Source organism: Pseudoalteromonas sp. MTN2-4 (assembly GCF_042848605.1).
Taxonomy (GTDB): domain Bacteria; phylum Pseudomonadota; class Gammaproteobacteria; order Enterobacterales; family Alteromonadaceae; genus Pseudoalteromonas.
This window is the reverse complement of record NZ_BTGK01000001.1, coordinates 728,869-751,506: the sequence shown is the minus strand read 5'-3', so window position 1 is coordinate 751,506 and position 22,638 is coordinate 728,869. Positions and strand designations below refer to the sequence as shown.

At 41.3% G+C, this 22,638-nt stretch carries 18 protein-coding genes and 4 tRNA genes; 8 read left to right on the top strand and 14 right to left on the bottom strand.

Annotated features, from left to right (window positions below; translation table 11 throughout):
• Positions 1-41: 41 nt before the first annotated feature.
• The 5 genes from ACGHEH_RS03465 to ACGHEH_RS03445 form a co-directional block, all read right to left on the bottom strand.
• On the bottom strand, positions 42-1,985 hold the full coding sequence (locus ACGHEH_RS03465; RefSeq protein ID WP_390441839.1) for an EAL domain-containing protein: 1,944 nt from the start codon (positions 1,983-1,985) through the stop codon (positions 42-44).
• Positions 1,986-2,253: 268 nt separating this feature from the next.
• A tRNA-Asn gene (locus tag ACGHEH_RS03460) sits at positions 2,254-2,330 on the bottom strand.
• A gap of 23 nt (positions 2,331-2,353) precedes the next feature.
• A tRNA-Asn gene (locus tag ACGHEH_RS03455) sits at positions 2,354-2,430 on the bottom strand.
• A 16-nt stretch (positions 2,431-2,446) separates the two neighbouring features.
• Positions 2,447-2,523, bottom strand: a tRNA-Asn gene (locus tag ACGHEH_RS03450).
• Positions 2,524-2,543: 20 nt separating this feature from the next.
• Positions 2,544-2,620: transfer RNA gene (locus tag ACGHEH_RS03445), tRNA-Asn, on the bottom strand.
• Positions 2,621-3,653: 1,033 nt separating this feature from the next.
• Here ACGHEH_RS03445 and ACGHEH_RS03440 point away from each other — a divergent pair.
• The 3 genes from ACGHEH_RS03440 to ACGHEH_RS03430 are packed head-to-tail and all read left to right on the top strand — an operon-like array spanning position 3,654 to position 7,454.
• Positions 3,654-5,036, top strand: coding sequence for an MATE family efflux transporter (locus ACGHEH_RS03440; RefSeq protein ID WP_390441837.1), 1,383 nt, complete (start codon positions 3,654-3,656; stop codon positions 5,034-5,036).
• The gene (gene uvrB / locus ACGHEH_RS03435; protein WP_390441835.1) at positions 5,029-7,035 is read left to right on the top strand and encodes an excinuclease ABC subunit UvrB; all 2,007 of its coding nucleotides are present in this window, start codon (positions 5,029-5,031) and stop codon (positions 7,033-7,035) included. Before ACGHEH_RS03440 ends, uvrB begins: the two co-directional genes overlap by 8 nt.
• Before the next feature lie 47 nt (positions 7,036-7,082).
• Entirely contained in the window at positions 7,083-7,454 is a 372-nt protein-coding gene (locus ACGHEH_RS03430; RefSeq protein WP_390441833.1) for a DUF2237 family protein, read from the top strand.
• A gap of 73 nt (positions 7,455-7,527) precedes the next feature.
• On the opposite strand, the gene ACGHEH_RS03425 is transcribed toward ACGHEH_RS03430, so the two are convergent.
• Positions 7,528-8,124, bottom strand: coding sequence for a porin family protein (locus ACGHEH_RS03425; protein ID WP_390441831.1), 597 nt, complete (start codon positions 8,122-8,124; stop codon positions 7,528-7,530).
• Positions 8,125-8,483: 359 nt separating this feature from the next.
• Positions 8,484-9,338 (bottom strand): LysR family transcriptional regulator, encoded by an 855-nt coding sequence (locus tag ACGHEH_RS03420; protein WP_390441829.1) that lies wholly within the window; start codon positions 9,336-9,338, stop codon positions 8,484-8,486.
• A gap of 138 nt (positions 9,339-9,476) precedes the next feature.
• Between ACGHEH_RS03420 and ACGHEH_RS03415 the strand changes: the two genes are divergently transcribed.
• Positions 9,477-10,124, top strand: a complete 648-nt coding sequence (locus tag ACGHEH_RS03415) for a glutathione S-transferase family protein (protein WP_390441827.1) — start codon at positions 9,477-9,479, stop codon at positions 10,122-10,124.
• A gap of 6 nt (positions 10,125-10,130) precedes the next feature.
• Here ACGHEH_RS03415 and ACGHEH_RS03410 read toward each other — a convergent pair whose 3' ends face one another.
• Genes ACGHEH_RS03410 through ACGHEH_RS03390 form a run of 5 tightly spaced genes read right to left on the bottom strand, consistent with a single transcriptional unit; the run spans position 10,131 to position 14,963 of the window.
• Positions 10,131-10,592 (bottom strand): HugZ family protein, encoded by a 462-nt coding sequence (locus ACGHEH_RS03410; RefSeq protein WP_390441825.1) that lies wholly within the window; start codon positions 10,590-10,592, stop codon positions 10,131-10,133.
• A gap of 14 nt (positions 10,593-10,606) precedes the next feature.
• Positions 10,607-11,827, bottom strand: coding sequence for a sensor histidine kinase (locus ACGHEH_RS03405; RefSeq protein ID WP_390441823.1), 1,221 nt, complete (start codon positions 11,825-11,827; stop codon positions 10,607-10,609).
• Entirely contained in the window at positions 11,814-12,494 is a 681-nt protein-coding gene (locus ACGHEH_RS03400; RefSeq protein ID WP_390442414.1) for a response regulator transcription factor, read from the bottom strand. The genes ACGHEH_RS03405 and ACGHEH_RS03400 overlap by 14 nt, the downstream gene beginning before the upstream one ends.
• On the bottom strand, positions 12,491-13,939 hold the full coding sequence (locus ACGHEH_RS03395; RefSeq protein WP_390441821.1) for an ArnT family glycosyltransferase: 1,449 nt from the start codon (positions 13,937-13,939) through the stop codon (positions 12,491-12,493). The genes ACGHEH_RS03400 and ACGHEH_RS03395 overlap by 4 nt, the downstream gene beginning before the upstream one ends.
• Positions 13,929-14,963: a glycosyltransferase family 2 protein gene (locus ACGHEH_RS03390; protein WP_390441819.1), complete on the bottom strand. Its 1,035-nt coding sequence runs from the start codon at positions 14,961-14,963 to the stop codon at positions 13,929-13,931. Before ACGHEH_RS03390 ends, ACGHEH_RS03395 begins: the two co-directional genes overlap by 11 nt.
• 135 nt (positions 14,964-15,098) lie before the next feature.
• Between ACGHEH_RS03390 and ACGHEH_RS03385 the strand changes: the two genes are divergently transcribed.
• On the top strand, positions 15,099-15,476 hold the full coding sequence (locus tag ACGHEH_RS03385; RefSeq protein WP_390441817.1) for a GtrA family protein: 378 nt from the start codon (positions 15,099-15,101) through the stop codon (positions 15,474-15,476).
• Between the two features lie 23 nt (positions 15,477-15,499).
• Here ACGHEH_RS03385 and ACGHEH_RS03380 read toward each other — a convergent pair whose 3' ends face one another.
• Positions 15,500-17,701, bottom strand: a complete 2,202-nt coding sequence (locus tag ACGHEH_RS03380) for a DPP IV N-terminal domain-containing protein (RefSeq protein ID WP_390442411.1) — start codon at positions 17,699-17,701, stop codon at positions 15,500-15,502.
• 129 nt (positions 17,702-17,830) lie between these two features.
• On the opposite strand from ACGHEH_RS03380, the gene ACGHEH_RS03375 reads away from it, so the two are divergent.
• Together ACGHEH_RS03375 and ACGHEH_RS03370 are read left to right on the top strand one after the other, a co-directional pair.
• Positions 17,831-18,220, top strand: a complete 390-nt coding sequence (locus tag ACGHEH_RS03375) for an HIT domain-containing protein (RefSeq protein WP_390441815.1) — start codon at positions 17,831-17,833, stop codon at positions 18,218-18,220.
• 29 nt (positions 18,221-18,249) lie between these two features.
• Positions 18,250-18,675 (top strand): hypothetical protein, encoded by a 426-nt coding sequence (locus tag ACGHEH_RS03370; RefSeq protein ID WP_390441813.1) that lies wholly within the window; start codon positions 18,250-18,252, stop codon positions 18,673-18,675.
• 35 nt (positions 18,676-18,710) lie between these two features.
• On the opposite strand, the gene ACGHEH_RS03365 is transcribed toward ACGHEH_RS03370, so the two are convergent.
• A complete protein-coding gene (locus tag ACGHEH_RS03365) occupies positions 18,711-21,134 on the bottom strand; it encodes a prolyl oligopeptidase family serine peptidase (protein ID WP_390441811.1) in 2,424 nt (807 codons plus the stop codon).
• A gap of 559 nt (positions 21,135-21,693) precedes the next feature.
• Here ACGHEH_RS03365 and ACGHEH_RS03360 point away from each other — a divergent pair.
• The gene (locus ACGHEH_RS03360) at positions 21,694-22,533 is read left to right on the top strand and encodes an HDOD domain-containing protein (protein ID WP_390441809.1); all 840 of its coding nucleotides are present in this window, start codon (positions 21,694-21,696) and stop codon (positions 22,531-22,533) included.
• The last annotated feature ends 105 nt before the right edge of the window (positions 22,534-22,638 follow it).

The following is a 22,638-nucleotide window of genomic DNA, read 5'->3' as shown; positions in this document are numbered from 1 at the left end:
GCGAAATCAAAAAAGGCCCTGAAAGGGCCTGGTTTTTGCTATTATATTTCTTTGGGTTTCTCTATGTAGTAACCCTGAACACCGTCGAGGCAGAGTGTTTCAACGACGTGCTTTTCTTCTTGGTTTTCGACCCCTTCAGCAAACACACTCACACCAATACGATGAGCAAGGTCGACCATCAGACGCATGAAGTATTGGTTGTTTTTATCTTCTTCTAGACCACGGGTATAACTTGCATCCATCTTGATGAAATCAGGTTTTAAATCTCTGAAGAACTTAAATGAGGTTAAACCAACACCAAAACGTTCTACGGTGATACGTGCACCAACGCGGTGAACCATATCGATAAAGCGTTTACTGGCTTTAATATTTTGCTGTAAACCAAACTCGCTCACTTCAAAAATCAATTTCGAAGCAATATTGGCATCTTTTAATAGACGACGTTCTAACCAGATCACAAATTGATCAGAGTGGGCGCTTGACGCCGTGACATTGATACCGAAGAACTTTTCAGTGAAGTTACGGGTTTTTATGAGCTCAAGTGACGTATCTATAATCAATTTATCGATTTCGATGGCCATCTCAAGTTTTTCTGCCATCGCCAAGAAAGACGCCGTTGGTAGCATTTGGTTATCTTCAGTTTTAAAGCGCGCTTGAATTTCGGCATAGGCTTTAACATTTTTACCTATAGGCATAATGTTTTGCATCATTAAGCTGACGCGTTTTGCTTCGATCACATCATGGATTACTTTACGCCAGTTTTGGTTACCAAAACCTGCACCAACATTATTAATAAGGTCAGATTCACGCTGAATGTGCCACGCATTCGCTTGCTTGCTCTGGGCCATGCTCATGGCATTATCGACCACAGATAATATCTCACCCAATGGTTTGCCAGTTTCGTATGGAACAATACCTGTATTAGCCACTGAGCTGAGCTCTTGATTCTGTTGGTACTGCGTGAATCTTGCTTGTAATGTATCACCAAAGTGCTCGGCTTCTTTTGCCGGAATGTTTGGCAAGATAACCGCAAAGTCAGAGCTGTTTAACCTGAAGGTTTGTCCGCCTGTGTAAGTACCACAAACATGGGTAATAATCTCTGATACTGATTTAATATACTCGTCGCCTTTTTGGTAACCACGAGTTTGGTTGATCACTTGTAGTTCACTACAACGGATCATGGCAAGGGTACCAAATGATTTTTTGTTACTTGATTCAATATGCTGCTCGTAATACTCCACGAACATGTTACGGTTACCCAGACCAGTAACCACATCTTTATAAGCTTCTTGCTTTATACTTTGTGCGGCACTCTGAATATCTTCTTGTTTACTCTTTAAGAAATGCGCTAAACGATTAAAAGAGGGAGCAAGCTCTGCACCCAGTGCTTGCACCTTACCTGCGTTAAAGTCATTTTCTATGCTGTCGGTCACTTGGTTTTGAGTAATGTACATATCTACCGCATCAGCAACAGTCATACTGACATTACGATTTAAGCGTTTATAAATTGCTTTCATATAGAAGACAGGAATAAATGCGAGTAGGGCGGTAATAAGAAACATCATAATGACAGCTTGCTGTAGCAGTTGCGCCTGACTTTGTGCGTTAATAATGAATTCAATTTTAATGTCTTTAGTCACATTCACAGCAAATTGCGGGCGAATAGCATTAATATTCGATTCGATAATTTCAGCTATAAAAGGCAATGGGCTGTGGGTATTAACGTTTAAAACTGTGTCACCACTAAAGTCTCTAACAATGAAGGTTGAAAACACATTACCATTAGCCAGTGCTTGACGAATGTGCTGAGGGGTGACCTCTGCCATGGTTTTTTCTTTTATATACTGAGTCACCATTACTTGTGCACTTTGCTGTGCTTTTGACACTGCTGAATCAAAGCTGGTCGCAAAGAAGAATACACCAACAAGTGAAAACAGAAGCCAAGAGATCAACTGCACAAATATAAGTTTTTTAAAGCCTGCCATTATTGTGTCTTTCTGTTCTTTTTAGTTTTATTCCAAACTTCAAATAATCTAGTTGCAATTAAGCTAGCCTAAATTTTTGAGCGCATACTTATAGCCAAGATAATACGTTTCTTTATCGTCAACTAAGTTTAAAAATTGAGGAACAATTATCGCAAAAAAAGCAAAAATTTTAATTATTTAATTAAGCTGAGTCAGCGATTTTAAAGGAAAAAATTAACTGTAGTAGGGTAGTGCAATGTTAAAGAAAAGTCTATGAGAATCTGAATATTGGCTCCCCCTCCCCGACTCGAACGGGGGACCTGCGGATTAACAGTCCGTCGCTCTAACCAACTGAGCTAAGGGGGAACAATGTAAAAGGGTGGTAGTGTTGGCTCCCCCTCCCCGACTCGAACGGGGGACCTGCGGATTAACAGTCCGTCGCTCTAACCAACTGAGCTAAGGGGGAATTACACTATAACGATTGGCTCCCCCTCCCCGACTCGAACGGGGGACCTGCGGATTAACAGTCCGTCGCTCTAACCAACTGAGCTAAGGGGGAATCGTTATTATCAAGAAACTTGGCTCCCCCTCCCCGACTCGAACGGGGGACCTGCGGATTAACAGTCCGTCGCTCTAACCAACTGAGCTAAGGGGGAAGCGTGTCTCTCAACGGGGCGAAATATTAATGACCCCTTGCCAAGGTGTCAACAAATAAAATGACAGAAATTTAAAAAATCCGCTTATCCGCTGGTTTTATATCCGATTTGTCGATTTTTTAGTAGAAGTTCGACTATTGAAATAAAGAAAAATCTGGAATGCTCTTTTAATGTTGTAGTTAAAATGAACAAAAATACCTTTTTTGAACAACTAAAGTGAGATTTAGTCTTAAGGGGCTAAAATTTAATTTTTTAACTTGATCTTACATTTTCCTGGTCTAGTAGATCTAGATCGCAAAAATGCAAAGTATATTGTTTGTTACATTTTTTAGTTTTGTGCAGAAAATAGACATTTAAAGTTGTTCGGCCGAATAGAATTTATGAATAGCCTTTATTTGGCCTTTTAAAATAAGGGGTTATAAAAGCTAAATGAATATATTTAGATAGCTAATTCGCCTGTTGATAACTTTAAAGTTATCAACATCAGTGACTAAAGATCTTTTACTGTCACATAAAGGAAACAAAGATCCTTTTCCATTGATGTATTTCTGATCTTTTGATCGTGCTATAAGTCTTTATTTTATTAGCTTTATGACACTTACCCACAGAATCTGTGGATAACATTGTTTATTAATCTTTAAAAAGTATTGCAAAGCCATATATGTCGGGCTTTGAGAGCTTTGCAATACTTTTTACTAATTTTTTTTAATTCAATAAAAACAAGGGGTTGTTGTTTTTTGTTCTGGTTTGGGTGGATTTTGCTCATTCCCGTATTTTTTATAGTCAAATAAGCGTCATACTTGTGCAAAAAAATCTCAGTGGCGACTATAGCGACAGGTTAGTAAGTGCTTATGGAAGGTGTTTTTGTGCCTTTTTGGTGCATAGCTTGGTCTAAATGATTCAAAAGCGAAGATCTCAGAGTTGAATTAATATTTATTGTTGATAAATGATCACGATCCTCTGGGTTTAGTTTTCATGATGATCTAGAATGCTCAATCCACTGGTCGGGCTTATCTTAAGGTTTCTATTTAATATGGCATCAGCGCAGCAGTCTCAGGTCTCTAACGACATCCTTGAAGGGGGCATCCCGTCCACACTCAAACGTATGACCATTCCCATGATATTTGGCATGATCACGCTAATGATGTTCAATTTAGTCGATACTTTCTTTATCAGTATGTTAGGGACTGAAGAGCTTGCGGCTGTCAGTTTTACTTTCCCTGTTACTTTTACAGTAATAAGCCTTGCAATAGGTTTAGGTATAGGTACGTCAGCGGTAATTGCCAAAGCGCTGGGGGCTAATAAAGTTGAAGAGGCAAAGTTTGATGCCACCATTGCACTTTTATTATCAGCAGTGATGGTGTTCTTGTTGTCTTTATTTGGCTTTTTAATGATAGAGCCGATTTTTAAACTACTTGGTGCTCACGCTGAAGTAATGCCACATATATACGACTATATGTCTATTTGGTTCTTGGGTAGCGTATTCTTAATCACACCTATGATTGGTAATTCAGTACTACGTGCCAGTGGTGATACTAAAACGCCAAGTATTATTATGGGTGCTGCGGGTTTGATAAATGCGATCCTCGACCCTCTTCTTATTTTTGGCATTGGTCCTTTCCCTGAACTAGGTGTTCAAGGTGCCGCGATTGCCAGTGTCATTGCTTGGTCTGTGGCGGTAGGTATTATCTTTTATTTACTTGCAGTGAAAAAGCGCCTGCTCAGTGTAAGCCCTGGAGAGCAGGGCGTTATGCAGGCTGTGAAGAAAATCTTAAAAATCGGTTTTCCTGCTGCAGGCGCGAATATGCTGACACCTATCGCCATGGCTGTTATGACAGCGATTGTCGCAACTTATGGGCCTGAAGCGGTTGCAGCTTTTGGGGTAGGTAGCCGCATTGAATCTATCGCGAGTTTAGTGGTACTTGCATTGTCGATGACATTACCGCCTTTTGTCAGTCAAAATTATGGGGCGCAGAATTATCAGCGTGTGACAGAAGCCTATAAAACTACATTAAAGTTCGTAATGGTTTGGCAGTTTGCTATTTATATTGTATTACTCCTATGCTCAGGCTTAATTAGTCAAACCTTTGGTGCTGAAAAAGAAGTTCAAGGCATCATTGAGCTGTTTATTTATATCATGCCATTGAGCTACGGTTTGCAAGGAGTGATCATCTTAAGTAATTCTTCATTTAATGCGCTTCACAAACCAATGAATGCCTTGTTACTGAGCGTGATCAGATTGTTTGTGTTTTTCGTACCATTCGCTTATTTAGGATCGCATTTAGCAGGTCTGAAAGGGTTATTTATTGGTGCTGCAATCGGTAATTTGGTCACAGCCATTGTCGCCTACAATTGGTTCTGCGCGAGTTTAAACCGCATGCAATCTGTGCCTGAGCAGGAATTAAAACATGACTGATGTATTTAAACTTCACTCCGAGTTTTCACCAAATGGTGACCAGCCAACGGCCATCGCGCAATTATGCGATGGTTTAGACGCGGGCCTTGCACACCAAACTTTACTGGGCGCAACGGGTACGGGTAAAACCTTTACCATGGCGAATATAATCAGCAACCTGAACCGCCCGACAATTATACTCGCTCACAATAAAACTTTGGCGGCACAGCTATATGGAGAGATGAAAGAGTTCTTTCCTGAAAATGCAGTCGAGTACTTTGTCTCATATTATGACTACTATCAGCCTGAAGCTTATGTGGTGGCAAGTGATACCTTTATAGAAAAAGATGCGTCGATAAATGAACACATTGAGCAAATGCGTTTATCGGCAACCAAAGCGTTATTAGAAAGACGAGACACCATTATTGTTGCGTCTGTGTCGGCGATTTATGGTTTGGGTGATCCTGATTCTTATATGCAGATGATGTTACTGCTGAAAGTCGGTGATACAGTTGACCAACGCGACATCCTACGAAAGCTAGCTGAGCTGCAATATACTCGTAACGACATTGATTTTAGTCGGGGTACTTATCGTGTAAGAGGTGAGGTGATCGATATCTTCCCTGCAGAATCTGACGATATTGGTGTGCGAGTTGAAATGTTCGATGACGAAATCGAGCGTTTGAGCTTATTTGATCCGCTTACGGGTGCTATTGAAAAACATATTGTTCGTGCAACCATCTATCCAAAAACCCACTATGTTACTCCTCGTGAGAAAATCTTAGATGCCATTGAAAAAATAAAAGATGAACTAAGAGACAGAAGAAAGTGTCTGCTCGATGACAATCGCTTAGTTGAGGAGCAACGTGTTGCTCAACGTACGCAATACGATATTGAAATGATGACCGAGCTGGGTTATTGCTCGGGCATCGAAAACTATAGCCGCTATCTTTCTGGCCGTGCGCCTGGCGAGCCGCCTCCAACGTTACTCGATTATTTGCCTGATGATGCGCTAATGATCATCGATGAATCTCATGTGACCGTCTCTCAAGTGGGCGCCATGTATAAAGGGGATAGAAGCCGCAAAGAAAACTTAGTTGAATACGGGTTCCGTTTGCCATCGGCTATGGACAACCGACCGCTAAAATTCGATGAGTTTGAAGCGATTTCACCGCAGACTATTTATGTGTCAGCGACACCCGGCGATTACGAATTAGAGAAATCAAATGGCGACGTGGCTGAGCAGGTTATTCGCCCGACGGGCTTACTTGATCCTAAATTAGAAGTACGCCCAGTTGGCTCACAAGTGGACGACTTACTCTCTGAGATTTATAAACGTGTTGAGAAGAAAGAGCGTGTCTTGGTGACCACTTTAACCAAGCGTATGGCTGAAGACTTAACAGATTATCTTAATGACCATGATGTGAAGGTGCGTTATTTACACTCGGATATTGATACCGTTGAGCGTATGGAGATTATCCGCGATTTACGTAAAGGCGTATTTGATGTGCTAGTAGGTATTAACTTACTCAGAGAAGGTCTGGATATGCCAGAAGTGTCTCTTGTCGCAATACTCGATGCAGACAAAGAAGGCTTCTTACGCTCTGCGCGCTCATTAATACAGACAATTGGTCGAGCGGCACGTCACTTAAATGGTAAAGCAATTTTATATGGTGATGTGATCACCAAGTCGATGAAAAAAGCCATTGAAGAAACCGAACGTCGTCGCTCAATACAAGAAGCTTATAATGAAAAACACGGCATAGTGCCAACGGCATTGAATAAGAAAATCACGGATGTGATGGATGTCGGTGAAAGCGTCGATGAGTCATCAAGTTCACCTGTGTCAGCAAAAGTCGCTGAGCCTAAAGCGGGTTATCTAGATCCGAAGCAAATTGCAGAGCAGATCAGCGCACTTGAAACACAAATGATGCATCATGCTAGAGAGCTAGAGTTTGAAAAAGCGGCCAAGTTACGTGATGAAATCCATCAATTACAGCAGCAATTGATCGATGCTTAGTAATTCTTCGTTTTAACACTCTCAAATATTTAAAAGAGTGAAAGGTCATGACTGAGAAGAAAGCTCAGAATGTATTGGGCAGTGAGTTGCAGCTGTGTTGTAGTGATCCATTAACCGGGTATATGAGGGACGGGTTCTGCAACACAAATCACCTTGATATCGGTACTCATGTTGTGTGTGCAGTTGTAACAGAAGCGTTTTTAACGTTTACACGCTTAAGAGGCAACGACCTAAGTACGCCGATACCTGAATATGGTTTTCCAGGGTTAAAACCTGGTGATGGCTGGTGTTTATGCGCATTACGCTGGAAAGAAGCTTATGAAGCAGGCGTTGCGCCACCGGTAAAGCTTCATGCAACTCATGAGAAAGTTCTGGACTACATACCGCTTGATGTCCTAAAAGCACATAGCTTGGATTAATAAATCCATTTATCTTAAAAAGGTTAACACTTGCGTTAACCTTTTTTGTTTTTACTTTCGGTGTTGAGCTGAATTAAAAACGGTAGCTTAAACCTACACCCAGTGTAAATGTATCTAGGTCACCCATATCCATGTACTGGTAAGATGCATTAATGCCGATGCCATTATTAAAGTCATACTCCCAACCTAGCTCAGCAAACAAGCCTACACCATCATCAGAATTTAGTACTTTGCTATTTTGTTTAATGTCGTAATCGTAAAAGTTCGCACCTAACTTAGCATAAAGGCTATTGTTTTTTGTTAGGTAGTATTCACCTTTACCTGCAAACACTAAGTTACTGTACTCTAATTTATTTGCATCTAAATTAAACAGCGGCTTATCGTTATTTTTACAGGTGAATTTATTATCGTTCTCTTCAGTACATTCCCAGTCATCAGCTTCACTGCCGCCATTTAAACCGACTTCTAAAGCCAACATTGGTGAAAACTGGTAGTTATAGTAAAGATACGCTTGACCAACACCGTCACCGTCTTTACTTGAGCCTTTGTATTCTGCACCACCACCAGAAAGTTGAATACCAACTTTGTGTTTTTCTTCAGAAGCTTGAGCTTGGCCCATTAGAGCCGTTGATGATAGTAAAGCCATTAATAATAGTGCGCGAGTTTTCATGATGAACATTCCTGTTTGGTTTTGATGTGCTCATAGTAGAGCTCAAGCTTGTTAGAGTCTGTTGGAGGAATGTCAGCGGTTGTAGACGGAATGTATGAGAATGTGAAAAAGTGTCAAAGCTGATGTGTAGATATTTCATACCAATACTTTTAATTAAGCGGTCTATTTTGATGCAAGAAAAACTAGTCGATAACGAGGCGGAAATTTTGCTATTTAGTTGTGCTCGGCAATTGCTCCTGTATTGCTCTATCTTCTGCATCCATGCAGTCGTAAATAAGTAAATTTCAACGAAATTAGAGTCAGTTTTAATCCCTCAAAATGATTGAGTATTATTGAGGGTTGGTATCATATGCTTATATTTATAGCGAGTTTATTGCAAACGTTCTCATAGTCTGACTGAGTTGCTCATAAATGTCTTGGGAAATAGGGTTACGCAGACTTTGACTGCGGATCAAAGCGATATTAGCACCGGGTAAAGTGGGCAACTCAGCGTTACTTAACACGCTATAGTCTGCGGTAGATATATTTGCGATTGCACCTATGGCGATACCTTGCTTTACCAAACCCAATAAAGCAGCAAGGCTGCTACAACTCGCGACGACTTGAAAGGGAGTTTTTGCTTTCATAAGCCCCTCGATGGCGCCTTGGTGAAAACGACAATCAGGTTGAAATACAGCAATAGGCAAAGGTGATTTAAGGTGAGCGCTGTGCTCTGGGTTATACACCCACACCCCTTTGTCTTGGTATATGAGCTGACCTTCTTCGGAGTCGGGGGAGCGGGTAATAAGCCCAAGATCTAAATCGCCCGCATCCAGCAATTGTTTGATTTTAAAACTTGGTAAACACGTGACTCTTAAGTCTAGATTATTGAATTGCGCATGTAGGTGCTGGATCAGCACTGGTAAAAGGTTGTCGGCATAATCATCTGGGCAACCCAGTCTGAGCAGCGTATTGCTCGCGCTATGGCGCATCGTCTGCAAAGTTTCATCATGGAGCTGCAATAGCTGCTTAGCATAGTGACTAAACTGTCGACCATCTTGGTTTAGGGTTAATAATCGACCTTGTTTTTCAAATAGGCATTTACCGACATCGTCTTCCAGCTTCTTCATCTGCATACTCACTGCAGCTTGGGTGCGATGCACCTGTTTTGCAGCGCGAGTAAAACTACCTGTTTCTATAAAAGCTAAAAAGCTGCGCAGCGCGTCAATATCCATTGTGAGTACCTATTCGATTTTCTTATAGGTTGTATAAGAATAATCAGTTAGTCAAGGTTTATAAAATTACTTAACCTGAGCCCAGGTTATTTTCATTGACGTTAAACCACGATACAGCAGTTAACAAGGAAATCATTTATGCAGCTATATATCGCTAATAAAAATTATTCGACTTGGTCATTAAGAGCCTGGCTAATGCTAGAAAAGTCGGGTATTAATTTTGAAGAAACTAAGCTCAATTTAGAAACGCCTGAATTTTTTTGCTCGCTTAAAAATATTACGCCAACTGCGAAAGTTCCGTGCTTGGTAGATGGTGATAGCCTTGTGTGGGAGTCTCTCGCAATTTGTGAGTATATAAGTGAAACTTATTTATCAGGGAAAGGTTGGCCGAGTGAAATCAGTCAAAGGGCAAAAGCAAGAGCGCTTGCCTCTGAGATGCATGCAGGGTTTAACGCTTTACGTAATGAAATGCCGATGAATATTCGTGCTAAGCGTAAACTTGTCTTAAGTGAACAAGCAAAGCGTGACATTCAACGTATTGAGCAAATATTCACGGAGCAATATGAGCAACATCGGGGCTGGTTATTTGGTGATTGGTCTATCGTGGATGCTATGTATGCGCCAGTGGTACTACGTTTTAAGACTTATGGTATTGAGCTTAATGAGTTGGCAACCGCCTATATGCAGCGAGTGCTTGAGTGTCCTGCTTTACAAAAGTGGATCAAAGCAGCCCTTGAAGAAACTGAATGGGTGGAAATGGATGAAGCTGGAGAAGATATTACCTAACGCTCATCATTCTCCATACGCCCATTCATCTTGTTCTAACCAAAATATTTTGCCAAAGCCTGCGATAAAGCGGGCTCTTACCATATTCAATTCCCAAATATGAAAGTCGGTTAGATCTTTATATTGCTCGCTACTTGGGAAGTGTTCAACAAATTGGCTGATTAAATTCTCACTATCATCTCTAGCAAGTTTAGTAGCCTCAGCGACGAGGGTTAAGCGCGACATTTGTGGGTCATTACAGTCTTGTTGCTCAAATACCGTTAGAGATAATTTGTTGTCATGAGACAAGTTTTTAGCGTGCTGAGCTATATCACTAATGAATAGATAGACTTGTCCCTTGGTATTAGCAAAAAACTGTACTGTTGAACCAAACGGGAAGCCTGGCAAAGTATTTGAATGAGTAGAGAGCATCGCAATCTTAGCGTTGGCGAGTAGCTGCTTGGCTTCTATCAGGGCTTGTTCGCGCATAGCGCTCTCCTTGTTTATACAAATGTTACTTCGGCTCGACAACCTTGTTCAGGGTTACTTTGTAATGAGAATTGCCAATGGTATTTTGCACAAATATCTTCAACGATTTGTAAACCTACACCAAACCCTTCATAACCTCTGGGCTTTTCATCAAGTCCTATACCTGAATCTATCACGACGACACCTGATTGACTGACGAATAAATCAACTTCGCCATCAAAGGTACAGTTTATGGCATTGTCTAATAGATTATATACAAGCGTCTGCAACAGGATTGCTTCACAGTTTATGTCAAAAGGTTCTTGTAATTGCCAATGTAAAGTGACTTGATTCGCCTGGCATTTATTTTGTAGGGGGGCAATGAGCATTTCAACCCACCTATTATCGAGTGTAATTGGAGTAGGCGCTAGCTCTGATTCTCTGGCCAAACACAAAAAGGTGTGAATTAATTCATTCACGTTATCTAAGGCATTATTGATGCCTTTCAATTGTTTATTGTCGCCTTGTCGCTTTTGTAACACAGACACATTCCCCTTAATGGCCATCATAGGTGTTCGCAATTCATGGCTGACATAGCGAGTAAAGGTTTGCTCTCTGTGGAGCATTTGTTTCATCCGTTGGCGATAATGGTTCACCGCCGTTTCGATGTGATAGATCTCCGCACAACTTTTCTCATTGACAATGTCTGTATCTAAATCATCTTTGTTTTTATCGCTGATATGATGCACTAAATCCTGAAGCGGTTTTGCTAAACGGCCCGCTTGAACACGGATCAGATAAGTTGCTAGTAAAAAAAGTAAACCACCAGCACCGGCAAAAATAACCTCAACTTTTAATAAATCAGCATCACTCCACTCAATTGGGTTCACATCCTCAACGGCATAATAGGTGTGTGTCTGATCATCAAAAGCGGCTGCATATACACTAAATTCACTGTCATCATCAAACTGGAAAGTTTGTACACCCGTCCAACCCTCTGAGATAGCGGCTTGTATCTTTTGGGGTAAAGATGAGTAATCTTTGTAGAGTGTTAGGAGTGGGTTTATCTCTATCTCAGATGTTTCGGTCGTTGCAAACTGTTTAAAATGATGGGGAGCAATAATACTGAGTCTCTGCTCGCTACTGCGATTCTCGGTATACATAATGGCAGAGCTCAATACCAATGTATAAATTGAGATAAGCATAATTGCGCCGAGCCATGTTGCTCTAAAAAGCTGTTGTTTAAGCGTTTTCATCTGTGATCAACTTATAGCCAAACTTAGGTACGGTTATTAGCATGTCTTGCTCGAATGGTTTATCGAGTGCTTTACGCAATTGGTAAATATGTCGGCGTAATAGATCTTGGTCCGGTACATCATCGGGCCAAAGTGCCTGCTCAATGGTCTCTCGAATAACTGGGTTTGGGCTTTGTTTTGCTAGTGTCAGTAAAATTTTATAGCCACTGGGATTGAGCTTGATTGACTGACCGGCTCGACTGACTGTTCGAGTATTTAAATCAATCATTAATGAACCCACATTTAATTGTGTTTTAAAACCAACGCCTTGGGTGCGTCTGATAACCGCTTTGATCCTCGCTTCTAAGAGCATAAGGTCAAAAGGCTTAATGATGTAGTCATCTGCACCGCAATTTAAGCCACTTAGCATGTCTTGTTGGGTATCTCGGGCTGTAAGCATGATGATTGGGGTATTGTTTCCTTGTGCGCGTAAGCGTTTACAAATTTCGATGCCGTCGAGACCAGGCAGCATGATGTCTAAAATAATACAGTCATAGCGATTAGCGCAGGCCAATTGCAGCCCCATAATGCCATTGGCTGCATAGTCTAATTCGTACTGTTCTTCTTCAAAGTAGTCGAAGATGGTCTCAGCGACTTGCTGAGAATCTTCGACCAATAAAATGCTCAGCGACTTTTCTGTGTGCACGTCAGTAGAACCCCTTTGTGACTCGTGTTAATGGTTAAGCAGGTATGCGTGCTGGGTAAAGTGAGTATCTTTTTTTGTGTATTTGTCAGCACCAAATAGCTTTGTTTCTGAGTATTAAGTATGTCTGATAGTTCAGCAATTTGCTCAATTAATTGTGCTTTGCCACAACTGTAGAAGCGTGCTGAAAATGGTCGTTTTTCTATATAAAAAACAGGCACCGAAGGGCAAGGCTTCGCAATCACTTCGAGTAGTTCGATTTCAGAGTACTTACTGTGCCAGCCTTTAATGACGGCGGTTATCATTAAACTATATAGTGCTAAACACACTAGACCTATAGTCAAAAACTGCTTATCAGCCGTTGCTTGTAATACGGGTATATTTGAAACAGCTAGCTGTTTTTCATGTGAAAACACGATGGCCATCAATAGTGCAAATGCAGGTAAGCCTGGAAGCACGTAGGCAGATAAAATATTACTCGCCAGTGTAAACAACAGCATTGGTGCAATGGCCCAAGCAATCAGGTAGCGATTCAGCTCTATTTTGCATAAAGCTTTTAGTTGTTTCGGTTCGGTGAGTAATTTGAAGATTAAAATAAACGACCAAGGGCATGCCACACCTAGCCAGAATAGCCAGATAGTGCCTTTCGTTTCTAGATGAGCACTGCCATATAAGTCACCTTGCCAACCTGGTTCTAAAAAGCGTTGAATATGCTCGCCAATAATGAAGTAATTTATAAAGCCCGGCGTCTTTTGCTCAGCAAGTAGATACCATGGCGCAAAAGTTACGATAAAGACGGTGAGCCCTAACACCCAAGGTAGCGATTTGATGGCATTGAGTAGCTGGTTTTGCCAAATAGCCCAAACGACAAGAGCAATCCCTATGATAACAACGGCAACAGGACCTTTGATAAGCATACCTAGTCCACATGCGAAGAAGAAAACAAGGCCTGCTAGGCGGCTTTTTTCTGTATAGCAGAGCCAAAAGCTGGTCATGGCTAAAGTACTTGCAAAAAGGAGTGCCGGATCGGTCATCACCATGCTGGTGGCGACAAAAAAGCCCAGACACGTTACCAAAATAAAACTGCTATATATGGCAAGAGTCTGACCTAGAATACGTTTGGTAAATGCGAAAAGTAATACAACTGTTGCCGAGCCCATTAACCAATGTGCAAAGCGCGCGCTCCATTCATTGATACTAAATATCTCAAAGCTGAGAGCTGTGATCCAAGTATGGGCAGGTGGCTTGCCCCAAAACGGCACATTGATATCAAACCAAGGAGTGATCCAATCTTGGCTTTGCACCATTAATCTGGCTATCTCTGCATATCTTGCCTCTGTGGTATCGTACAGCGGATACATGCCTAATGTTAATAATCTGATTAATAGTAGTAGGGCAGTAATGACCAACAAGCAATTACTAAACCTCATGGCGCTGCTCCGCAGTGTGACAAGGTTTATAGTGCTCTGTCATGACTAAATAAATAGGTCGCTGTTTTGCTTCGGTAAACAGTCTTGCAATATATTCTCCTAGAATGCCAATCGCCAGTAATTGCACTCCGCCCAAGGCGAGCATAGTGAGCATCATACTCGGGTAACCTTGTACGACTTCGCCGAATACCAGCGTTTTTATCACCACCCAAGCGGCAAAAATGAAGGCATATAAAGACACTAACGCCCCCATCCAAGTTGCAAAGCGCAGCGGTTTGACACTAAACGAGGTGATCCCTGACAGAGCAAGCTTGATAAGTTGAAAGTAGTTCCACTTGGTGGTACCAGCTGCGCGTTCGGGGCGTTCAAATTCTAAGGTTATTTGTTTAAAGCCGGGCCAGCTCATTAAACCTTTCATATAGCGATTTCGCTCTGGGAGTTGTTTAATTGCCTCAACGACATTGCGAGATAATAACCTGAAGTCTCCAACATCCTCAGCAACTGGGCTATCTGATACCCAGTTTAGAAGGCGGTAATAAGCATGCGCACTGGCTATTTTGAACCAAGACTCGCCTTGACGACTGGCGCGTTTCATATTGACCACGTCAGCACCGTGTTGCCAAGCTTGTATCATTTCAGGGAGCAATTCAGGCGGGTCTTGTAAATCTGCATCAAGTAACACCACGGCATCACCTGTTGCATGTTCAAGGCCTGCCGTAACGGCAGCTTCTTTGCCAAAGTTGCGGCTCAGTTGTAAGCAGCGAACATCACAGAATTGATGAGTTAGGCTTTGTAGAATTTGCCAAGAGTCGTCATGACTGCCGTCATCGATATACACAAGCTCAAAACGACATTGTTTAATACTCGCGCTCACCGAGCATACTCTATGGTGAAATGCCCTGAGCACCTCTTGCTCGTTAAATACAGGCACAATGAGGCTGATAACAGGCTTTTTTGGCGACCCTGCTTTTTGAGATTGTGTATCACTAGAAGGGCTCAGCTTAACCAATGAAAGTGGTGTCATTTTGACTACTCCGAGTTGTTCAATACGCTCAGTTTAAACAGGAGAATGTCGAAAAAATGTCGCTCAGTTTTAGACATTTTTTAGACCAGCCTTTTTGTAGTTTTTAACGGTGTTTGTCATTTTGGAGATAAATGTTTGGGTCAGCAGTTTATTAAGTTTGCCATAGTGGGGGTCCTCGGTTTTGTCACCGATCTCTTGATTTTTTATTTTCTTGTTTTTATGAATATAGAGGGTTTGCTTGCACGGGTAAGTGCTTTTTGGTGCGCTACAATAATAACTTGTTTTGGTAATCGTTTTTTTACTTTTGCAGCTTATGATTCAGATTGGTTTAAACAATTTATTCGGCATCTATCGGTGAGTCATTTTTTTGGCATGATCAATATCAGTGTGTTTTATTATTTGAGCTTGATTGCACCACTCTTTTTGGCTTTTTTGGTGGGCACGGCAATAGCTATGCTTGGGAATTATACTTTTAGTAAGTTTTGGGTATTTTCTGAAAAAGCCGCAACCTGAAAGGTCACGGCTTAGCACTACTTTTACATGTTGAAGTGACGATTAAAGAAGTTAGTGATCGTCTGATGTAAGTGTGTTTGTACTTTTTTACCACGTAAGCTGTGCTTCGAGCCTGGGTAAGTCATCATCTCAAATGGCTTAGCATCGTCTTGCAGTTGCTTAAATAGCTTAGTTGCGTGTGTAAATAATACATTGTCATCGGCCATACCGTGATAGATCATCAGTGGACCTTTTAAGCCATCAGCATACGGGAATACTGCACTCATTTCGTAGCCTTTTGCATTTGTCGCAGGGTGACCTAAATAACGCTCAGTGTAGTGTGTGTCATACAGTGCCCAATCAGTTACTGGTGCACCAGAAACACCCGCTTGGAAGTAGTCGCCAGCTTTGAACATGGTCATAAGCGCCATGTAACCACCGTAACTATGACCATAGATACCAATGCGGTTTGCGTCAACATAATCTAGCGTGCGTAAGAACTCAACGCCGCGGATCTGATCTTGTACTTCAACTTCACCTAAGTACTTGTAGATAGGATCTTCAAACTTTTTACCACGATTGTAAGAACCACGGTTATCTAATTGGAAGATCACATAACCTTGTTGCGCCATGTATTGGAAATATAAGTTTTTGCTACGCCAGCTATTAGTTACACGTTGTGCGTGTGGACCACCGTAAACGTTAACCATAACAGGGTGCTTTTTACCTTTTTCCATGTTCGCAGGTTTGAAGATACGGTAGTGCATTAGCTGACCGTCTTCTGCTTTTAGTGTGCCGTACTCTGGCTCAACTAAGTTGCTTAGGTAAGGAGTCAGTGGGTGCTTGTCATCTAGTTTGTTTTCTTCTAACCAAGTGATGAAATCACCGTTTACTTTACGTAAAGCAACCGAACTTGGCTTGTTTACAGACGAGCTCTTATCGATAAATGTTTTAGCATCTTTTGCGACAACTACACGGTGGAAGCTACCAGGTTGAGTGATGCGCGTGATATGCCCTTTTTTGAATAGCGGTACGCTGTAAAGGTGGCTTTCTAACGGTGTATCTTTACGACCAGAGAAGTAAACTATGCCTTTTTTCTCATCGATTGCCTTAATGCTTTCAACAATCCAATCACCTTTTGTGATTTGGCGAATAAGTGTGCCATCTGTGCGGTATAAGTAAAGGTGCTTAAAGCCATCACGCTCTGAGGCCCAAACAAAATGCTTTTTGTCTTTTAGGAAGCGCAGGTCAAAGTGCAAGTTAATCCACGTATCGCTGGTTTCAGTCAGTGCCACTTTTTGTGTTTTACGTTTGCTGTCGTAAAAACGTAATTCAAGTTTTTGCTGAGAGCGATTCTGCCATTGGTAAGAGAGTGTTTTATTGTCTTTTAACCACTTAGCGCGGGCAATATAAATATCTTTGTCTTCGCCAAGGTCAATCCAATCCACTTTTTGATCGTTTAGCTTTACCACACCCAGTTCAATTTCTACGTTTGGTGTGCCCGTGAACGGGTAACGTTGGTTGAATAGCTTTACTTCATCAGCGTAAATCTCGTTACGAATGGCTTCTTGTACTGGGCTTTCGTCGATACGGGTGAAAGCAATTTTGCTCTCATCACCTGACCACCAGTAACCCGTCATACGGCTCATTTCTTCTTGCGCTACGAACTCAGCCATACCATTTTTAATGGTGCCGCCACCGTCTTTGCTTAATTGAATTTCTTTACCTGAACTCAATTCTAAGGCATATAGGTTTTGCTCACGAATGAAGGAAACAAAGTTACCTTTTGGTGAGAAACGCGCATCGGTCTCAAAAGCTTCAGTGTTTGTTAGCTTTCGGCTTTTGCCCGATGCAATTTGGTAGTAGTACAAGTCGCCATTAAGTGGGAAAAGCAACGCTTTACCATCTGCTGACCATTTGTATTCTAAAATACCACGACCAAAAATACGCTGGCGTTCACGACGGGCTTTTTCTTCGTCAGATAAAGTTTCAGGACCAGAGAAAAGTGCTTGAGAGTCAACTAATAGGCGATTTGTGTTGTCTTTTAAGTTGTATTCCCATAAATCATAACGGTTGTAGTCATCCACTTTACCTTGTAGGTAAGTAACACGACTGCCGTCAGGAGAGAACTTAAGTTGCACAGGGGCTTTACCAGCCAAACCTGGATCATCAAAAATACGCTCTAGGGTTAATGGTTGAGCAACGGCTGTAGTTGCAGCGGCCATTAACGGTAAGCTTAGCGCCATTGATTTGAATGTAATGCGCACAAAATCACCTTGTTAGTTATTAAAAGTAGAGCGATGGTAACGGCAAGCATGGGCAATGGCAATGTATTAGGATAAAGTGAACAACATAATTGAAAGAGGATTTTTATTATGGCATTTGAATTAGCGCCTGAATTACAACGAGATTGCATTGAACTGGCTGATTGGTCACTGTGCAAAGTACTCTTGATGAACGATAGTCAGTACCCTTGGTTTATTCTAGTACCACGTGTTGAAGATTGTCGTGAAATCATTGATTTAGATGAAGCACTACAAGCTCAGTTTTGGCAAGAATCGGCACAGCTAAGCCGCACATTACAAGCGGTATTTAGCCCAGATAAGCTCAATGTTGCAGCGCTAGGTAATATGGTCCCTCAGCTACATGTTCATCATATCGCTCGCTTTACCAAGGATGTTGCTTGGCCAAAACCTGTTTGGGGGCTCCACCCAGCTAAGCCTTATACCGACGAGCAAATTGCTGAACTGAAGAAGGTGTTCTAACTTCTAATAAAACTATAGGAAGTAAAACTATGAGTCGTGAATATAAGTATCAAAATGAAACCGGCACTAAAATCGGAAAATGGTATTTAAATCGACTCGACTATTTTGAGTTTTATGGTTTCTCTGGTTTGTGGAAAATAAAAGCGAAGTGCTTAGTCTGCTTAGGCTTGTCAATTTGGCTAATTAAACTCTTGCCGATTTTCTTTACGCCAATATTGGTCTGGGCGGCGTACGTGTCAATCCGCACTTTTGTTATCGTAATAGAAAAAAAGTGTCGTTATCGTGGTTATTTTCTCTTTCCTGAAAAGATAATCAATTTTTTTAGAGAGTACCGAAAAGATGTAGATGTCACAGACTTTGATAGCTTGGCGACCGCAGATAAAGCAGGTCAAGGAAACGATCTTGCTAACAAACGTTTCAAGAATAAGCATTATAAAAAAGCCTCACGGTTGTGAGGCTTTTTTGAGTTTGTTTTTAACCTTTGCTCAGGTTATTTGGCTGGTTTGTTTTTAACATACTTCTCTAGCCATTGGTCTTGCTCCCATAACAGGTGCATTATGCTTTCTTTCGCGCGATAACCATGTGACTCTTTTGGCAGCATGACTAGACGAGCTGTTGCACCTAAGCCTTTAAGTGCGTTGAAATAACGCTCACTTTGCATGGGGTAGGTGCCACTGTTGTTGTCTGAATCACCATGAACAATGAGTAGCGGTGTTTTCATTTTATCAGCATGCATAAATGGCGACATAGTGTAATACACCTCTGGTGCTTCCCAATAACTACGCTCTTCAGATTGGAAACCGAAAGGCGTAAGAGTTCTGTTATAAGCACCGCTTCGTGCAATACCTGCTGCAAATAAGTCTGAGTGCGACAATAAATTTGCTACCATGAAAGCACCATAGCTGTGACCACCAACTGCAACTCGATTTCGGTCAATGAGGCCTCGTTTGTCAACCGCGTCAATCGCAGCTTTGGCATTCGCAACGAGTTGAGTTCTAAAAGTATCGTTTGGCTCTTCATCACCTTCACCTACGATTGGGAAAGCAGCATCATCTAGCACCACATAGCCCTTTTTAACCCAGTAAATAGGCGAGCCCCAGAACGGATAAGTGAACTCATTCGAGTTTTGGGTGTTTTGGCCTGCGCTACTCTTATCTTTGTACTCTCTGGGATAAGCCCACAAGATCATTGGGTACTTCTTACCTTCTTGATAATCAGTTGGCAGATAAAGCGTACCAGTTAGGTCAAGGCCGTCATCACGCTTGTAGGTTATAACTTCTTTTTGTACGTCTTGAATGCTTTTGAACGGGTTTTCAAAGTCAGTGAGTTGTTGCAGCTTATTTTGACCCATCTTTCTAAAGTAATAGTTAGGGTAATCGCTACTTGATTCGATACGCACAAGTAGTTGTTTTGTATCTACATCAAAGTCACGTAAATCTTCGATTCTGTCAGTATACTCAGAGCGATATAGGCGCTCAGATTTTTGCGACTTTAGGTCGAATTTATCTAAGAATGGGAATTGGCCATCTTTACTAAAACCATCACCTAATAAATAAACTTGGCCATTATCAATATCCATTACACTTCGGCCATACTGGTTTCGCTTAGTAACAATATTACCAGGGTCGCTATATCTGTCTTGATAGTTACGATCTACAATTGTGATTGGCTTTTGAGATGCATCAGAAGGATTAAATAAATACTCTTTGGTATTTCGAGTATTCCACCAGTAGTCGACGGCAATGGCGTTATTGTCATCACCCCAAATAATATCCGCATAGCGATTTTGTGTTTTGACTAATAGACTTGGTTTTCCATCGAATGGTGCTGGCAACTGACTTACCTTATCACGGAAAGCAGCCTCTTGTGCAGGGTCACCACCATCTAGTGCCTCAACAAAGGTTAAGGTAGCAGGTTTATCATCACGCCATTGAATACTTCTCTTACCTTCGCGTGTTGCCATAAAGCCTTTAGGTAGGTCTTCGATAAGTGGTACTTTTTCGATATCAGTGACTATTTTACCACGTTTAGTATAGACGGTAGAGGTCATTGGAAAACGACGATAAGGCACTAAATATGAGAAAGGTTTGTCGTATTCAGCAACTAAGACATAATTACCGTCTGGCGAGAAAGTAATACTGCCATACATGCCAGGCTCAGCCCAATCTGTGACTTTTCCTCTCAGTGTCACTTTTTTTAATGATGAACTCGCAAGTTGTTCAAAGTTAAATTCATCATTTTTGTTTTTAAGCAAGTCTTGATATGTACGGTTTTGGGCTTTTTTACCATCGCTGACACTGATGGTTGGTCCAACAGGTACTGCTTGCTCAGTATTGATGAGCGGCTTACGATTCTCTGGCAACATTTTTACGATGAAACCTGAGCTATCCTGAAGCCAATCGATTGGGTTACCCATATTTGCGTTTAACGTTGCGTCGGTTAAACGGCGTGCTTTGGCTTTTTTAATGTCTACAACCCACAGTTCAACGCCTGTTTCAGTGGTATGTGTCATCGCCATATATTTCTGGTTAGGTGACCAACTGAAATTAGTTAAACGTGGATTCTTAGGCAGGCCACTCACAGTCTTAATGTTATTTTTACCGACAGGCTGGATTTTTACTTCATTGAAATAAGTAACACGACTACCAATGTTAGTGACAGGGTTAATACGTAAGCCAGCTAAACGCATCTCTTTAATTGATAAGTCGGCAATTGATTTATAGCTATCACGATAAATGAGCAGCATATTTTCGCGCTTATCATCGATTAAAGTATACGGGGCCAGTTTTACATCAACGAGCTCTTTTATTTCTTGTGAAGGTTCTTGATAAACCAATGCATCGTTATTGGCAGCAATACTGGCAGAGGATGCCATCATCAGTGCAGCACTAAGTAGTAACATTTTAGGGCGCAAAGTCTTAACTCCATTAATATTCTTTGAGTTTGATACGTTATCACAAATAAACAATTTCTGGTCGTTTGAATGTAACGAATTGTTAATTAAAACACCGGGTTGGAAAGCTGTGTCCTACGGGAAAATATAAGACTTTGCTTTTTGTGGATATATACATGACCATTAATCCCACATAAATGGATAGGCTAACTTTATTTTAGTGTTTGGGTTTTATGGGCACGGTTTGGGTGTAAGCTACAAATGGAGGATTACTTCACTGAGTCTTCAATTAGTGTAAGAGGTCAGGTTTCTAAAATAGAAGCTCTGAATGTCAGTCATATAGCGTTACTGTAAAGACTTGGTCTAGTTTCATGATTATGCTCTATTTCTTGATGTGTGAAATTTTTTGTTGTTGAGAGATAAAAGTTGCTAAAGATTCCTTTATGTGACTATATTTTCCTTAAAGCATAACAATTTATTGATATAGATTTGTAACCTTATACCTAGCTAAGTAAATAATAAGGGTATAAAAAGACAATGCGTTTGCGCGTATCACACGTTACTCGAGGGACTCTAGCTTATGTCTACAGAAAATGCATTATTGACTATCTTAATAGATAGGATTAACAACGACACTTTAGTGTTACCAACCTTACCTGAAATAGCCGTGAAAGTGAGACAAGCTGCGGATGACCCAGAAGTAAACCTGATGCAAATGGCCGATGTGATTTCGCAAGATCCTGCGCTCGCGGCACGTATGATAAAGGTGGCAAACAGTGCGTTTATGGGGCGCTCTGTAAAAGTAAATACATTAAATCAGGCTGTGACACGAATTGGTCTTAGACAAATCAAAAATATAGCAACCGCTATGGCGATGGAGCAGTTGTTTGTTTCTAATAACAAGTTAATTAAAACCTACATGGACAAAGCATGGCAGAAAACATTAAAGGTAGCCTGCCAAGCCATTACCTGTATGGACTTTTACCTTCGTGTTAACAAACACACGTCACTGAACAAAGATACTATTACGCTTGCGTCCCTTGTTTTCAATATTGGTGTTTTACCCATATTAACCGAAGCAGAACGCCATCCTGAAGTATTTGCAAACCCAAGCTTCTTAGCACACGCTATTCAAAAGCTTGCAGGTAAGATTGGTGGTGCCATTATGCGTGAATGGGGTTTCACCGATGAGTTTGTTGAAGTCGCTGAAAGCTGGTCTAACCCGAATTATAAGCCTGAGCATGTCTGTTATGTAGATTTTATTCGTGTCGGCGCTATTGCTGAAGGTATCTTGCAGGTGTCAGACAAGGCTGCGTCTTTAAAAATGTACGAAGATAAAAGTGTTATTCGCTCTTTAGAAATGTTCACCAGTGATGAATACCTATCAACACTTGAAGATGTGAAGAGTATGTTTGCCTAAAAACTAGGGCGTGTTGACCTTTGCTGTGTGTTTTTGCAGCTGTGAGTTGGATATTTAGGCCAGGCAGGGGCTGCCCCGCAGAGGCTGCGTAGCATAGTTACTCTA